General features: G+C 70.8%; 10 protein-coding genes. 2 read left to right on the top strand and 8 right to left on the bottom strand.

What is annotated here, in order from left to right:
• Window positions 1–39: 39 nt before the first annotated feature.
• The 6 genes from RI578_RS34695 to RI578_RS34665 all read right to left on the bottom strand — a co-directional run bounded on the left by RI578_RS34695 (window position 40) and on the right by RI578_RS34665 (window position 8704).
• Entirely contained in the window at window positions 40–1149 is a 1110-nt protein-coding gene (locus RI578_RS34695; protein WP_310874755.1) for a T3SS effector HopA1 family protein, read from the bottom strand.
• A complete protein-coding gene (gene lxmK, locus RI578_RS34690; protein ID WP_310874754.1) occupies window positions 1146–2318 on the bottom strand; it encodes a class V lanthionine synthetase subunit LxmK in 1173 nt (390 codons plus the stop codon). Before lxmK ends, RI578_RS34695 begins: the two co-directional genes overlap by 4 nt.
• Window positions 2319–3239: 921 nt before the next feature.
• Complete coding sequence (locus RI578_RS34680; protein ID WP_310874753.1) at window positions 3240–5621, bottom strand: glycoside hydrolase family 3 N-terminal domain-containing protein; 2382 nt, start codon at window positions 5619–5621, stop codon at window positions 3240–3242.
• On the bottom strand, window positions 5618–6436 hold the full coding sequence (locus RI578_RS34675) for a carbohydrate ABC transporter permease (protein ID WP_310874752.1): 819 nt from the start codon (window positions 6434–6436) through the stop codon (window positions 5618–5620). The genes RI578_RS34680 and RI578_RS34675 overlap by 4 nt, the downstream gene beginning before the upstream one ends.
• The gene (locus RI578_RS34670; RefSeq protein WP_310874751.1) at window positions 6433–7389 is read right to left on the bottom strand and encodes a sugar ABC transporter permease; all 957 of its coding nucleotides are present in this window, start codon (window positions 7387–7389) and stop codon (window positions 6433–6435) included. Before RI578_RS34670 ends, RI578_RS34675 begins: the two co-directional genes overlap by 4 nt.
• Before the next feature lie 10 nt (window positions 7390–7399).
• Window positions 7400–8704: an extracellular solute-binding protein gene (locus RI578_RS34665; protein WP_310874750.1), complete on the bottom strand. Its 1305-nt coding sequence runs from the start codon at window positions 8702–8704 to the stop codon at window positions 7400–7402.
• Between the two features lie 137 nt (window positions 8705–8841).
• On the opposite strand from RI578_RS34665, the gene RI578_RS34660 reads away from it, so the two are divergent.
• Complete coding sequence (locus RI578_RS34660; protein WP_310874749.1) at window positions 8842–9897, top strand: LacI family DNA-binding transcriptional regulator; 1056 nt, start codon at window positions 8842–8844, stop codon at window positions 9895–9897.
• 585 nt (window positions 9898–10482) lie between these two features.
• On the opposite strand, the gene RI578_RS34655 is transcribed toward RI578_RS34660, so the two are convergent.
• Both RI578_RS34655 and RI578_RS34650 read right to left on the bottom strand, forming a co-directional pair.
• Complete coding sequence (locus RI578_RS34655) at window positions 10483–11487, bottom strand: HEAT repeat domain-containing protein (protein WP_310874748.1); 1005 nt, start codon at window positions 11485–11487, stop codon at window positions 10483–10485.
• A gap of 20 nt (window positions 11488–11507) precedes the next feature.
• A complete protein-coding gene (locus RI578_RS34650) occupies window positions 11508–12167 on the bottom strand; it encodes a HEAT repeat domain-containing protein (RefSeq protein ID WP_310874747.1) in 660 nt (219 codons plus the stop codon).
• Window positions 12168–12398: 231 nt separating this feature from the next.
• Between RI578_RS34650 and RI578_RS34645 the strand changes: the two genes are divergently transcribed.
• Complete coding sequence (locus RI578_RS34645; protein WP_310874746.1) at window positions 12399–14777, top strand: beta-N-acetylglucosaminidase domain-containing protein; 2379 nt, start codon at window positions 12399–12401, stop codon at window positions 14775–14777.
• Window positions 14778–14867 lie beyond the last annotated feature (90 nt).

Below are 14867 nucleotides of genomic sequence, written 5' to 3'. Positions count from 1 at the left end.
CGGTCGGGTCGGGCCACCGTCGTTCGCACGGCCGACGGTTCAGGTAGCGGCGCCCTGCGCGGCCGGTGACGCGTCGCCGGGGGCCGGGGCGGGGGTGGCCGGTGCCGGGGTGGCCGGTACGGGGGTGGCCGGGTCGTCGGCCGGCGTGGTCCCGGGGGCCGTGTGCCAGGGCCAGGGGCCCGAGTCGAGGTTCCGGGCGGGGTCGGCGGGGTCGACGTTCGCCGCGACGCACGCCGCCGCCAGTTCGGCGGCCGTCGGACGCTCGCGGTGCTGCCGCGCCGCGGCCACGAAGGCCCGCGCGACGACATGCGCCCGGTGTTCGCCGAAGCTCAGTCCGCGCATGCCCGTACGGTCGTCCTTCGGCTCCCACGCGGCCGTCACACCGGGTGCGACCACGTGGGCGAACGCGGGGGCGGGCCCCTCCGGCAGGCCGGTGGCCAGGGCGCTTTCGGTCACCGCGTCGACGGCGTCCCAGGAGCCGGAGCCCAGGTAGACCACCATGCCGTCGTTGCGCGGCAGGCTCGACGGATTGGAGATGATCTTCGCGCGGTACGTCACGGAGCGGCTCTCCAGGGCGCTCAGTACGCCGTGCCACAGCTCGGGCGCCGCGTCGGCGTCCGCGACCCGCAGATAGAGCCGCAGCAGGTCGCCGCCGCCTCCTGTGCGGCCGGTGCCGCTGTCCACGAGGAAGAAGCCGGGCGAGACGAGCGGACGGGCCGCCGGAAGGTTCATCAGCACGACCGGACGTCCGGCATCGCCCGCCGTGCGCCCGGTCTCCCGGAGCGTCACCGAGTCCGGTACGCCCACGCGCAGGCCGTCGATCTCCACGACCCGCCGGCCGGCGGCCGACCGACGCCCGGTGAGGAGCGCCGCGGCGACCGTCTCCGGATGCGGGGTGGCCTGCGCCAGCCGGGCCTCGTAGTCCGGCGCGCGCAGCGTTCCGGGCGCCTCGCGGTCCTTGACCCCGCGCCCGGTGTGCAGCACTTCGTAGAGGGTGCGGGCGAGCGTGAAGCGCATCGCCGACGCGGATTCGGCGGTCACCTCGTCGCCCCGAACCCAGGCCGTTCTGCCGTCCGGCGCGATCCGCACGTCCGCCAGCGCGAGACGCAGCCCGGCCGCGAGCACGGTCTCTTCGGTACGCGTGGTCATGAAGCCTCCCCGAGTCCGACCGTGGAGACAAAGCTCCGCGGGTCGAGCAGCGCCGTCCTGCCGATGCCCGCCGCCGCCCGGACGATGGCCGACAGCCGGCCGCTCTCCCTGGTCGAGGCGATCAGTCGGTCGATCAGATGCCATCCGGCGTAGGACGTGGCCCGCACCACGAGCCCGTCGTCGTCGGGGCCGCCGCCCTCGCGGTAGCCGCGGTGGAACGCGGAGACCAGCGGCAGCACCCGGGTCAGCTCCTCGCTGCCGCGCGCCACGACCTCCTCATGGGTGAGGACGGCCGAGAACGCGTCGTCCGTCTCCTGCGCGGGAATCCTCAGCACCGCACGGTGCAGCCACTCGCCGACGTAGGCCCCGACGTCGCGGGCCGGGTCGCCGAGCCGGAACTCCTCCCAGTCGTTGACGTAGAACGCGGTGTCCGTGAGCAGGAACTGATCCAGCCGCAGGTCACCGTGGACGGGGACACGGGCGACTTCGGCCTCGGTCGCCCGCAGCCGCTCCAGTCCCTCCAGCAGCGCGGAGTCGCGCTGCAGCAGTCCCCATGCCTGGACGAACGCGCCGGTGGCGTGGACGTACATCTCCAGCGGCAGCGACCGCAGGTCGTCGACCGGCGGGAACGGATGGGGGTCCGGCCCGGGGAAGTCCTCGTCCCGGAAGGGGAGTCGGTGCAGTGCGGCCAGGGTCCGGCCGGCCTGCGCCGACATGGACTCGGTGAACTCCTTCTCCGCGGCGAGTTCGCTGCCGGACCTGATGTCGTCCAGCATCCGGAAAACCAAGAGCCGCCGCTCCTCGTCTCCCCCGAGGAATTCGGGGCGGGGGAAGGGCCGGACGCCGCCCTTCGCGAGGCGCTCGAACGCCACGATCCTCCGGTAACGCTTCAGGGATTCCTCGGGACTCCCTTTGAGCCGTTTCACGAATACCGAATCGCCGGTGTCCGTGATGCCGGACCAGTTCTCGTTCCGACCGGGATAGGAATAGACCTCCGAGGCACTCAGCGAACCCAACCGGAGCTGCCCCAGTAGCTGTTCGACCGATGCACCCACGGGACTGTCGACAGCCGACGCGGAAGGCCGGCCCTGCGGGTATTTGATCTTTTCGCCTGCCACAGACGCTTTGTATCGTGGGGCGACGCCGCCGGACAACGAAGTGACCGGCATCGGCCATCTCCGGCGAGGGCGCGCCGGACGCCGTGCAGGACGACCGCCGAAGGTGCGGCGGGCGGCGGCGTGTGACGGTCTCCTCCGCGAACCGTCACCCGCCGCCTTGTCCGCCCTTTCCGGCGTCCTCGCTCAGATGATTCTTCGGCGCACGGCCCACACCACTGCTTCTATGGGTGTTTCCACGTCCACACGGTCGCATATCGACCGTATTTTGCGCCGCAGCGTGCGGTCGCTCATCTCCATTCTGCGGGCGACCTGCGACATGGTGCAGCCCTGGGAGACGAGTTGCAGGATTCTCAAGTGATCGTTTCCTAGTCTGAGGTGGGGGTCTCTTAAGGAAGTACTACGATTCACCTATCAACCTCATGGTCGTCCGACGGTGGGGCGTCGAATTCCGATGTACCCAAACAGTTGAGGGAAGAGGCTGTTCGCGGCCGATTCAGAGATAATCCGGGTTCCCGACACCGGCCTGGCCGGCGGCGGCAGCAGAGAGAGCCGGAGGGGTCATGACGTTCTGATCCACCCTGCCCAGCATGAACTTCCCCCTTGACTGAGACCTCGTGAACTGCGCGGGGCCCGCGGCGGCCACACCTGGCGGGTGAGCGATGAAGCGGCGGTCAATCCGCGGCACCGGGCGCGCCGTCAGTATATGAACCATCAGATCCGCTTGATCAAGTATTTACCCATGTGATCGGCGTCACATCGCGATTGTTTGGGCGGAATTTGAGGTTCCGAATGTGTCGGCGCCGTTCCCCGAGACCTGCTATTCAGCGCCGCGCTCCTCACCATTAACGAGCGGAACACCCGGCTTTCCCGCCAGCCATTCATCCGCGGAACAAGGCGAATGCCAACCGTAAAGCAGCGAGCGGTGCTCCCGGCACTGTCGCCGGGTGCACCGCTCGTGGTATTGCGGGCGGATCAGGCGTCGGCAGCGTTTTCCTGACCGAATACGGCGTGCAGGCGCCGCGTGTGGTCGACATGGCGTACCGGGCCGGTGAGGGTGACCGTCGCCGTCAGGAGCGGGGTGGTGCTGGACGCCGCGAGCCGCAGTTCCAGGTCGCCCGGCTCGACGAGGCGGCGGCCGTCGCGGCCGGTGAAGGAGGCGAGGTCGGCCGGGACCGTGACGCGTACCCTGCGGGCCTCGCCGGGGGCCAACGGCACCCGTGTGTAGCCGATGAGGCGCTGAACCGGCTGGACCACGGAGGCGACCGGGTCGTGCAGATAGAGCTGGACGACCTCGGTGCCGTGCCGTTCGCCGGTGTTGCGGACGGTGAGCGCCAACGAGAACTCGCCGTCGGTGGCCGCTTCCCCGGTGTACGTCACGAGGTCGCTCCAGGCGAACGTGGTGTACGTGAGGCCGTGCCCGAACCCGAAGGCGGGCGTCGGGTCGATGTTGGACACCTCGCTGGCGTGGGCGAGCCGCGCTCCGAGATAGGTGGTCGGCTGCGCACCCGCTCCGCGCGGCACGCTGACCGGAAGCCTGCCGGAGGGACCGGTCCGTCCGCTGAGCACCCCGGCGATGGCGGCGGTGCCCTCCGCGCCGGGGAAGAACGACTGCACGATGGCGGCGGCCTCCTCCACCGCCCGGCCGAGCGCGTAGGGGCGTCCCGCGAGCAGCACCGTCACGACCGGTGAGCGGGTGTCGATCAGCGCGTCGAGGAGTCGCTGCTGGGCGCCGGGCAGGGCCAGCGACTCGGCGTCGCAGCCCTCCCCGCTGGTGCCGCGGCCGAACAGGCCGGCACGGTCGCCCAGGACGGCGACGACGACATCGGCGTCCCGGGCCGCCCGGACGGCCTCGGGGATCCCGGAGGTGTCGCCGTCGTCGACGCCCGTGCCGCGTACGACCGTGAACTCGGCCTCGGGGAACTCGGCGGCCAGGGTGTCGCGCAGGGTGGGCAGTTCGATGCCGACCGGGGTCTGGGGATGGTGCACGCCGATGTGCTGGGGAAAGGAGTAGCAGCCCAGTACGGCGGTGGCCTCGTCGGCGTTGGGTCCGACCAGGGCGATGCGGCGCGGCCGGTCCAGCGGCAGGGTGCCGTCGTTGCTCAGCAGCACGACCGCTTCCTCGGCCACCGTGCGGGCCAGCTCGCGATTGGCGGGCCCGTCCAGGTCGATCCTGCCGCGCAGGGCCTCCGGGTCGTCCAGGTCGGCGCCGTCGAGCGCGGGCGGCACGGGGTCCCAGTCCGGGTCGAGCAGCCCGAGCATCGCCTTCTGGGTGAGTACCCGGCGCAGGGCGCGGTCGATCACCCTCTCCGGTACACGCCCGGCGGCGACGGCCTCCGCCAGGGGCGCGCCGAACGTCTTGACGGTGGGCAGTTCGACGTCGACGCCCGCCCCCAGCGCGGCGCCGGCGGCACCGGCCCAGTCGGCGGCCACCCCGTGCAGCGTCTTGAGGAAGGCGATGCCGAAGTAGTCGGCGACGACGGTGCCCTCGAAGCCCCACGTGTCGCGCAGCAGCCCGGTCAGCAGGTCCTCGTCGGCCGCGGCGGGCACACCGTCGATGTCCGTGTAGGCGTGCATCACCGACCGCGCGCCGCCCTCGCGGATCGCCATCTCGAAGGGCGGCAGCAGGACGTCGGCGCGTTCCCGCGGGCCCACGGAGGAGGGGGCGAGGTTGCGTCCGGCGCGGGAGGCCGAGTAGCCGACGAAGTGCTTGAGGGTGGCGACGATCCCCGCGCCCTCCAGCCCGCGCACATAGGCGGTGCCGATGGTGCCCACGAGGTACGGGTCCTCGCCGATGGTCTCCTCGACCCGGCCCCAGCGGGCGTCGCGCACCACGTCCAGGACGGGCGCGAGGCCCTGGTGGACACCGACGGACCGCATGTCGCGGCCGATGGCGGCGGCCATACGGTGGATCAGGTCCGGGTCGAAGGTGGCGCCCCAGGACAGCGGGACGGGGTAGGCGGTCGCGCCCCAGGCGGCGAAGCCGGCCAGGCATTCCTCGTGCGCGACGGCGGGAATGCCGAAGCGGTTCCGGGAGGCGATGCGGGCCTGGGTGCGCGACAGGGAGAGCGCACCGAGTGCCGGGTCGACGGGAACGGTGCCGAACGACCGGGTCAGTTGACCCAGTCCGGTGGGCAGGAGTGCGTCGAGGTCGACGGCCTCCTCCATGTCGTGCTGATGGGGGGCCACGTCACCGCCCTCGTCGGACGCGCCGACCCAGACGCCGTACAGCTGGGCGATCTTCTCCTCCAGGGTCATCGCCTTGATCAGCGCGGACACCCTGGTGGTGACGGAGTGGGCGGGGTCGTTCCAGAGGGGGACTTCGGGGGTGGTCTCAACGGCCACGTCGGCGATCACTTTCCTCCGACGCCCATCAGGCCCTGGACCAGGGCGCGACGGGCGAACAGGTAGACGAGCAGGATGGGCACCATGGACAGCACCACGGCTCCCAGCAGACCGGGGATGTCGATGCCGTGCGCGGTCTGGAAGTTGTACAGACCCAGGGTGACCACCTTGGTGGAGTCGGACTGGGTCAGGACGAGCGGGAACAGGAAGCCGTTCCACGCCTGGAGCGCCGAGAACACCACGATCGTGGACACTCCGCCGCGGGACAGCGGCATGACGAGCTGGAAGAACATGCGCCGCGGGCTCGCGCCGTCCATCGCCATGGCCTCGTACAGCTCCGGGGAGATGTCACGCATCGCGCCGCTGAGGATCAGCGCCGACATCGGCAGGCAGAACGCGGCCGTGGGCAGGATGACGCCGAGCAGGTTGTCGTACAGTCCGGCCTCGCTGATCAGGTAGAACATCGGCACGATCACCGCCTGGGCCGGGATGGCGAGGCCGAGCAGGAACAGCCGGAAGATCGCCGACGTGGCTCTGCCGCGGCTGCGGACGATCGCGTAGGCGAGCGGTGGGACGAGCAGCAGCACGATGCCGATCACGCTGGCGGTGACGACCAGTGTGTTGAAGAAGTACTGGCCGAAGCCCGAGTCGAAGGCGCCGGTGTAGTTGTCCAGCGTGAAGCTGTCCGGGATGGAGACCGGGCCGTTCTCGGCGTAGTCCTGACGGGTGCGCAGGGTCGCGGCGAGCATCACGTACAGCGGCAGGCCGACCAGGACCAGCCAGACGAGCGAGCCCGCGCCGGCCACGTAGTTCGGTCGGCGCCTCATGACACACCCTCCGCGGAACTGCGCATCTTGTCGTAGCCGGAGACCCGGACGATGATCAGCGAGATGATCGTGGCCGCGACGACCAGGGCCAGGGCGATCGCGGAGCCGGTGCCGTAGTCGAAGCTCTTGAACGCCTTGTCGTACATGTAGTAGGCGCTGATGGTGGTGTCGGTGCCGGGACCGCCCTGGGTCAGGATGAGGATCGTCTCGAACGTGGTCAGACCACCGACGATCATCAGGATCATCGAGGTGACCATGGAGGTGCGCAGCTGCGGCAGGGTGATGTGGAAGAACTGCCGGTAGCGGCCCGCCCCGTCGATCTCCGCCGCCTGGTACAGCACCTGCGGGACCGCGCGGGCGGCGCCCTGGTAGATCAGCGTGTGGAACGGGGTGAACTGCCAGGTGCTGACGAACGCCAGCACCCCGATGGCGGTGGCCTGTTCACCGAACAGGTTGCCGTCGCCGAACAGCCAGGCGGCGTCGGCGGGGATGCCGAAGTTCGGGTCGAGCAGCGCCCGCCACAACACCGAGACGGCCGTCGCGGACAGCAGCAGCGGGATGAAGTAGATGACCGACAGGACGGCCCGGTTGCGCTGGTGACCGGCGGCCCAGACGCCGAGCAGGATGCTCAGCGGGGTCTGGAGGACCACGCCGAGCGCGGTCAGCAGCAGGGTCAGCCAGATGCTCTTGAGCATGACCGGGTCGTCGATGAGGCGCGACCAGTTGTCCGTGCCGACGAACTCGGGCGGGCTGATCCCGTCCCAGCTCATGAAGGACAGCACCGCCACCATGATCAGCGGGACGATCGCGAAGAGGGCGAAGAACACCGCGGCGGGCAGCGCCCAGGCGAAGCCCGGGCGGCCTACCTTCGTTGCGGACGAGGCGGGCGGCCGCCGCCGGGACTCCTTGCGGGGTCCGGCGGCCGGCCGGGCGCTCGTGATCTGTGTGGTCATGAGCCGTTCGTCACTCGGTCGGGAGGGCCTGCATGGCCTTGATGAAGCCGTCCGTGTCGAGCTGTCCGTTGAAGAACTGCTGGACGGCCTTGTGCATGTCCGAGCTCGCCTTCTGCGGGTACGCCTGGTCCCAGGACAGCTGGAACGACGGGGCGTCGGCGACGAGGTCGTACTGGAAGCGCGAGTACTCGGGGGTGGCCGAGGTCCCGATGAACTCGTCGGTGTTGGTCGTGGTCGGCAGGTTGCCGATGTCCAACTGCGCCTTGACGAAGTCGTCGGAGTACATGAGCTTCAGGAACTCGGCGACGGCCTCCGGGTGCTCGGTCTTCTTCATCACCGAGTAGTAGTTGTTGGTGTTGCCGGCGACGTTGGCCGGGTCGCCCTTGCCTCCCTGGACGGCCGGGAAGGCGGTGTAGCCGAGGTCCTTCTCGGCGAACTCCTGGTGGTCCGTCAGCTGCTGGGAGTAGTACCAGGAGCCCATCAGCTCGAAGCCGGCCTTGCCCGAGGCCACCAGCTGGACCGAACCGCCGTTGGTGTACTTGACGGAGTCGTAGTTCTTGCCGAAAGCGCCGGTGTCGACCAGCTCCTTGATCATGTCCAGGGCCTTCTTGCTGTCCGCGCTCTCCCAGGCGCTCTTGTCGCCCCCGACGGCCTTAGCGAACAGCTCCGGGCCGGCGATGCGGTCGTAGAGGTACTGGAACCACATCTGGGTGGGCCAGACGTCGCCGCCGCCGAGCGCGATCGGCGTGACGCCCTCGTCCTTGAGCTTCTCCACCGCGTCGAGCAGCTCGTCCCAGGTCTTCGGGGGCTCGACGCCCGCCTCGTCGAGGACCTGCTTGTTGTGGAAGAGCAGGACCGGCTGGGTGCCGCGCATCGGGATGCCGTACGGCTTGCCGTCGACGACGGCGCTGTCGAAGACGGACGGCAGGAACTTCTGCTTCAGGTCCGGGTTCTTCTTGATGAAGTCGTCGAGCGGCAGCAGCAGGTCGGCCTTGACGAACGGCTTGATGCTGCCGCCGCCCCAGTTGAAGAAGACGTCCGGAGCCTGGGGGGTGTTGATGATCGTCTGGAGCTTCTTCTGGTAGTCGGCACCGGGGATGGTGTCGAGCACCGCCTTGACGTCGGACGTCTTGTTGAAGGTGTCGACGATCCGCTGTTCGACCTTGTTGGTGGCGTCCCCGTAGACCAGGACATGGATCTTGCCGTCGTCCGACGACGCCCCGCCGTTCCCGTCGCCGCAGGCCGACAGGCTCAGCGCCAGGGCGAGCGTCGCGCCGGTGGCGACCAGTCTGGGCAAGCGCGCACGTGTCTTCATCGTTCGCCTTTCGAAAGTTTCGGCACCATCACCGAAAGTCCATGCTGTCGGACAGTAAAGTCAGTCGGGATTTCCGGTCAATGGCCGTGCGGGTGCCGACTCAAAACGTTATCGATCGCATGACCTACCCTGCCTGTATGCACGGTGGAATTGAGGTGGGCGCCAGGGTGACGCTGGCCGAGGTGGCGAAAGAAGCGGGGGTCTCCCTTCCGACAGTTTCGAAGGTCCTCAACGGTCGTTCGGATGTCTCCAGCCTCACCCGGGCCAGGGTGGAGCGGCTCCTGGAGGTCCACGGCTACCGCCGCCGGACCTCCGGCCCACCGCGCTCCCCGCTCGTCGAACTCGTCTTCCACGAGTTGGACAGCGTCTGGGCGATGGAACTCGTCCGGGGCGTGGAGAACGTCGCCAAGGCCAACCGGGCGACCGTGGTGCTCACCAGGAGCGGCACCCGGCACGCACCCGCCCCCGGCTGGGTCGAGGGCGTGCTCCGACGCAGGCCGCTGGGTGTCGTGCTGGTCTTCTCGTCGCTCCCCGCGGAGGTGAAGCACCGGCTCGGATCGCGGGGCATCCCCTTCGTCATCGTCGACCCGGCCGGCGACCCCGACCCCGACGTACCGTCCGTGGGCTCCGCCAACTGGGCCGGAGGGCTCGCGGCGACGCGCCATCTCACCGACCACGGACACGAGCGCGTCGCGGTCATCACCGGGCCCGAGGACATGCTGTGCTCACTGGCCCGTCTCGACGGGTACCGCTCGGCCATGACCATGGCGGGCCTGGCGGTCGACCCGCGTCTCGTCCGCTGCGGCGACTTCCGGGTGCGGAGCGGCTTCGAGCACGCCATGGACCTGCTGGGCGGCCCCCACCGGCCGACGGCCGTCTTCGCGGGCAGCGACCTCCAGGCGCTCGGTGTCCTGGAGGCGGCCCGGCTCAGGGGGTTGAGCGTGCCGGAGGACCTCTCGGTGGTCGGCTACGACGACGTACCGCCGGCCCAGTGGTCGAGCCCGCCGCTGACCACGGTCCACCAGCCGCTGCGGCACATGGCCGAGGAGGCGACCCGCATGCTCTTCCGCCCGGACGACCCCCGCGGAGCCGCCCAGCGCATGGAACTGGCGACACGTCTCGTCGTACGGCAGAGCACGGCGCGACGGGGGCAGCGCGGGGTCGCGACGGAGACGGTCGGCGCGGACGCGTGAGGGGGCCTGCCGGTCGCGGGCGGTGCCGGCGTGCGGGCGGTGCCGGCGTGTGGGCGGTGCGGGCGGTGCGGGCGGTGCGGGCGGTGCCGGCGTGCCGCCGACGCCGCCTGTGCCGCCTGTGCCGCCTGTGCCGCCTGTGCCGCCTGTGCCGCCTGTGCCGCCTGTGCCACCCCTGCGGCCGGTGCAACCCGATGCGCCACGTGGCGACCCGTGCGGCCGGTGCCGCCGACGCCGCCCGTGCCGCCGATGCGACCCGTGCGACCCGTGCGACCCGTGCGACCCAGTGCGACCTGTGGCGACCCGTGCGGCCGGTGCCGCCGACGCCACCCGTGCCGCCGGTGCGCCGATGCCACCCGTGCGGCCGATGCGACCCGTGGCGACCCGTGGCGACCCGTGGCGACCCGTGCGGCCGGTGCCGCCGACGCCGCCCGTGCCGCCGATGCCACCCGTGCGGCCGATGCGGCCCGTGCCGCCAGTGCGGCCCGTGGCGGCCCGGTGCCGCCGGTGCCGCCGGTGCCGCCGGTGCCGCCGGTGCCGAGACAACGTGCCGCCCGCCCACCGCCGGTGGCGAACCGCAGACATCCGCTACCGTGCGTCGCGCAGCTTGAGCACGTACGCCGCGGTGAGCGCCACGGCACGGTCCTCGTCGTGCGACAGCTCCGCGAGGGCACGTGACGCCGTCGTGCCCGGGATGTCCGCGAGCGCCTGTGTCAGCCGCCGACGTGCGGATGATCCGGCGGTGCCCGGCGTGAGGCGGTCGACGAGCCCGGTGGCGATCCGGTCCGCCAGCGCCGGGTCGAGCGCCAGCGCGCCCAGCGCGTCGGCCGCGTCGACGTCGTTCGCCTCGTCGACGACCATGTCGACGAGCGTCGGCACCGCGTCGGCCACCCCGCGTGCCCCGAGCGCCACGGCCGCGTACCCGCGGACCACGACCTCGGAGTCGGCGAGGGCCTCCTTGAGCAGTGTGGTCGCCGCATCGTCCGGGATCTCGGCGATGGACCGGACGGCACGTTCGCGCACCTCGGCGTCCGGTGCGGCGAGTCCCGACGCCAGCAGCGCGAGTCCCGCACCGCCCGAGCGCGCCAGAGCCCAGCGGAGGGCCCCGGCGACGTTCGGGTCCGTCTCGGTCAGCGCCGCCTCGACCAGTGCCTCCACCGGCACCGGAGCCTCTTCGGCCGAGGACAGGGCCGCGCGCTGGCGCGTCGCGGCGCTCTTCGACCCCAGTGCCTGCAGGAGAGCCACGGTCTGGAGGACGTCCTCCCAGCCGGCGGGTTCCGCGGCTCCGATCCGGTCCAGTCGCGTGAGCAGCTCCGTCTCGGCCGCGATGCGTTCCCGCGTCTGCCGGACGAGGTCGCCGACGAGCTGCGCGGGCGTGAAACCGGGATCGTCCAGCGCGCGCCCGACTTCGCGCAGTGACAGGCCCAGTGACCGCAGGATCTCGACATGGAAGATCCGCCGGATGTCCTCGTCGGAGTAGTCGCGATAGCCGGCGTCGGTACGACCCGTCGGCCGCACCAGGCCGAGCGAGTCGTAATGCCTGAGCATGCGGGCGCTGACCCCGGACCGCCGCGCCACATCACTGATCAACACTGCCTGTCACTCCTGACCTGTCACCCCTGGCTCGTCCTGCCCGAAACCACGATGCGCTTCGCCTCCTCGATCGCGAACTCGAACCCGGCATCCGGGTCGCGCAACAGCCGTTCCGTGGCGATCGCGTGCCGGCGCACCAGGGGGTCGAGATCCGTCGTCGCGGCACGCAGGGGCGGCACGATCACCTCTCCGAGCGCGATCAGCGCCCTGCTGAGGCTCAGCTGCGTCTCCCGTTCGCCGCGCCCGAGCTGTGTGGCCAACACCGCGGCCAGCCCGGGCTCTTCACCCTCGGGCACGAGCACGACCGCTGCCCGCCAGGCGCTCCGCGCCACCTCGTCGTCGGCGTCGGACAGCAGCGCCCGTGTGATCGCCGGCCACGCCTGCCGGTCCCCGATCTTGGACAGCGTGTGCAGGGCCTGGCTTCGTGCCTGCGCGTGCTCCGCGCGGACTTCGTGCAGCAGCGCCGGGAGCGTCACGGAGGACGGGTGCCGCGTGAGTGCCCAGGTGAGCATGTCGCGCACGTAGAACTCCGGCTCGACCGCGCATCGTTCGACGAGCTTGTCGACGAACCGCGGGTCGGGAGCCGTTCCGACTCCCAGCGCTGCCCGCAGCCGCACTGACGGGCTGATGTCCTCCAGCCTCCGAAGGGCCTGCTCGGTATCCCTGTCCTGTTTCGACATGTCGTCGGGACCACCTCCTGGCCACAGTGAAGACCTTGTCACTGTGTGAAGGTCAAACGGCCCCGCCCGCACCGTCACCGCTGCTCCGCGCCTCGGCGATCAGTGTTGGCCAGAGTAAAGGGAAGCGGCAAAGAGGTCTAGACCCCATACGTCTTACCTCCGGCGGCGCTCTTCCTTCATCATCGGTCGAGACAAGGCAAGTTGATGGTCCAGACCAAGCCTGGAGGTCTCATGGGAAGACGCGTGAACGCCATCGCGATGGTCGGCGTGTCCTTCGCACTCGCAAGCACCCTGGCATTCGAGTCTCTGCCGGCCGCCGCCGCGGATGCCGATCCGCACGCCGCGTCCGCCGTTCCGCCCCTCTCGCCGACCCCGCGGTCCCTCACCCGCGCAGGTGACGACGTCGTGGTGACGGGCAGGGTGCTCGTGGTGGCGGACGAGGACACCGACGCGGCCGCCCGCGCCCGCCTCGGCCGGGAGTTGAAGGCGCACGGTGCGAGCCGGGTGGACGTCGTCGCCCCCGGGAACATCCCCAGGGCCGCCGCCGGACTGCTCACCGTACGGCTCGGCCCGGCCGCCCGTCCCGACATCGCGGCGGCGCTCGGCGACACGGCGGTGCCGGACCACGCGGAGGGCTACGCCCTGCGCGTCGCGCGGTCCGGGCAGGGCTCGCGGATCACCCTCGGCGGCAAGGACGGGGCCGGCCAGTTCTACGCCGTGCAGACCCTGCGCCAGTTGTTCGTCCGTGCGGACGGCGAGTCCTGGAAGGTGCCCGGCGTGCGGGTCGGCGACTACCCGTCGATGCCGCTGCGAGGCACCATCGAGGGCTTCTACGGACAGCCGTGGACGCACGCCGAACGCCTCGACCAGATGGACTTCTACGGGGACGTCAAGGCGAACACCTACGTCTACGCGCCCAAGGACGACCCCTATCACCGGGGCAAGTGGCGCGACCCCTACCCGGCGGACAAGCTGGCGGAGCTGGGCGAGCTGGTGGACCGGGCCACGGCGAACCATGTGCGCTTCACCTTCGCCGTCTCCCCCGGGGAGTCGATCTGCTACTCCGACCCCGCCGACCGCAAGGCGCTCAAGGACAAGCTCCAGGCCCTGTACGACCTGGGGACCCGCGCCTTCTCCATCCCGCTCGACGACATCGACTACACCAGCTGGAACTGCGAGGCGGACCGGGCGGCCTACGGCGACCCGAGTGCCGGAGCCGCCGGAAAGGCGCAGGTCGACCTGCTCAACGACGTACAGCGCGACTTCATCGCCACCCACGAGGGCGCGTGGCCGCTGCAGATGGTGCCCACCGAGTACTACAACCACACCGACTCGGCCTACAAGCAGGCCCTGCGGAACACCCTGGACCCCGTGGTCGAGGTGATGTGGACCGGTGTGGGCGTCGTGCCGGCACAGATCACCGACGAGGACGCCGAACAGGCGGCGAAGGTCTTCGGCCGCAAGGTCTTCGTGTGGGACAACTACCCGGTCAACGACTTCGGCAACACCAGCGGGCGGCTGCTGCTCGCGCCGTACGACAAGCGCGAGGCGGGCCTGTCCGAGCACCTGTCCGGCATCGTGGCCAACCCGATGAACCAGCCGTACGCCAGCAAGGTCGCCGTCTTCGGCGCCGCCGACTTCGGCTGGAACGACCGCGCCTACGACGCGAGGAAGAACTGGCGGAACGCGATGTCCTACCTCGCGGGTGGCGATCGCGAGGCCACCGACGCCCTGCTCGTCTTCGGCGACCTGGAACACATGGCCCCGACCTTCGGCACCACGCCCTGGCAGCCGCAGGCGCCCGAACTCGCCCGGCGCACGGCGGAGTTCTGGGAGACGTGGGACGCGGGTGACCGCACCGGGGCCGTCGAAGCCCTGCGCGCGTACGCGACCGCCGTCGAAGAGGCCCCGGCCACGATCCGCGGCGGATCCGTGGACGAGGGATTCACCGTCGACGCGGCGCCCTGGCTGGACGCCACCGAGCTGTGGGGCAGGGCGATGGTGACGATGCTCGACGCGCTCGACGCCCGGCAGGCCGGCGACAAGGAGACCTCGGACCGGCTGCTGGCCGAATCGAACGAGCTGCAGCGGCGGGCTCGCGCCGTGCGGGTCGATCCGCCGCGCAACTCCTGGGGGAAGGTGCAGCCCAAGGTCGGTGACGGAGTACTCGACACCTTCCTGGTCCAGGCCGACGTCCGGCTGCGGCTGTGGGACTCCGCGGGAGGCGGGGAGAACCTCGCCCTGACGGGCACGGCGTCCGCGTCCAGCGTGGAGCAGGACCTCGACCGGCTGGCGCCCAGGTACGTCAACGACGGGCTGATCGGCACCCGTTGGGCCTCCGGTTACTCGGACGACGAGTGGGTGCGGATCGAGCTGGCCGCGCCGACGAAGGTCGCGGCGGTGACCCTCGCCTGGGAGAACGCCTGCGCCACGGAGTACGCCGTCCAGACCTCCCAGGACGGGGCGGAGTGGACGACCGTGTCCACACAGCGCCCCGACGACTGCGGCAACGACGCCGTGCGGTACGTCCGCGTGCAGGGCGTCGAGCGGAAGACCACCTGGGGCTACTCGATCCACGAGATGGGCGTCTACGGGACACCCGCCTCCTGACGTTCGGCGTCCCGCGGGACGGGTGCTGCCCGGCGACACGGCCGGGCAGCATCCGTCGCAGCGGGAAGGATCTGCCGAACGTACTTAATG

It is taken from the genome of Streptomyces sp. BB1-1-1 (assembly GCF_031597775.1).
In the GTDB taxonomy this organism is placed as follows: domain Bacteria; phylum Actinomycetota; class Actinomycetes; order Streptomycetales; family Streptomycetaceae; genus Streptomyces; species Streptomyces thinghirensis.
The sequence above is the reverse complement of the archived record's forward strand: the minus strand, read 5'-3'. Positions and strand labels throughout refer to the sequence as shown.

Excerpts from the sequence above, each read along its gene's own strand:
- RI578_RS34695 (WP_310874755.1), bottom strand. The coding sequence starts at position 1,149 with ATGACCACGCGTACCGAAGAGACCGTGCTCGCGGCCGGGCTGCGTCTC.
- lxmK (WP_310874754.1), bottom strand. The coding sequence starts at position 2,318 with ATGCCGGTCACTTCGTTGTCCGGCGGCGTCGCCCCACGATACAAAGCG.
- RI578_RS34675 (WP_310874752.1), bottom strand. The coding sequence starts at position 6,436 with ATGAGGCGCCGACCGAACTACGTGGCCGGCGCGGGCTCGCTCGTCTGG.
- RI578_RS34670 (WP_310874751.1), bottom strand. The coding sequence starts at position 7,389 with ATGACCACACAGATCACGAGCGCCCGGCCGGCCGCCGGACCCCGCAAG.
- RI578_RS34665 (WP_310874750.1), bottom strand. The coding sequence starts at position 8,704 with ATGAAGACACGTGCGCGCTTGCCCAGACTGGTCGCCACCGGCGCGACG.
- RI578_RS34660 (WP_310874749.1), top strand. The coding sequence starts at position 8,842 with ATGCACGGTGGAATTGAGGTGGGCGCCAGGGTGACGCTGGCCGAGGTG.
- RI578_RS34650 (WP_310874747.1), bottom strand. The coding sequence starts at position 12,167 with ATGTCGAAACAGGACAGGGATACCGAGCAGGCCCTTCGGAGGCTGGAG.
- RI578_RS34645 (WP_310874746.1), top strand. The coding sequence starts at position 12,399 with ATGGGAAGACGCGTGAACGCCATCGCGATGGTCGGCGTGTCCTTCGCA.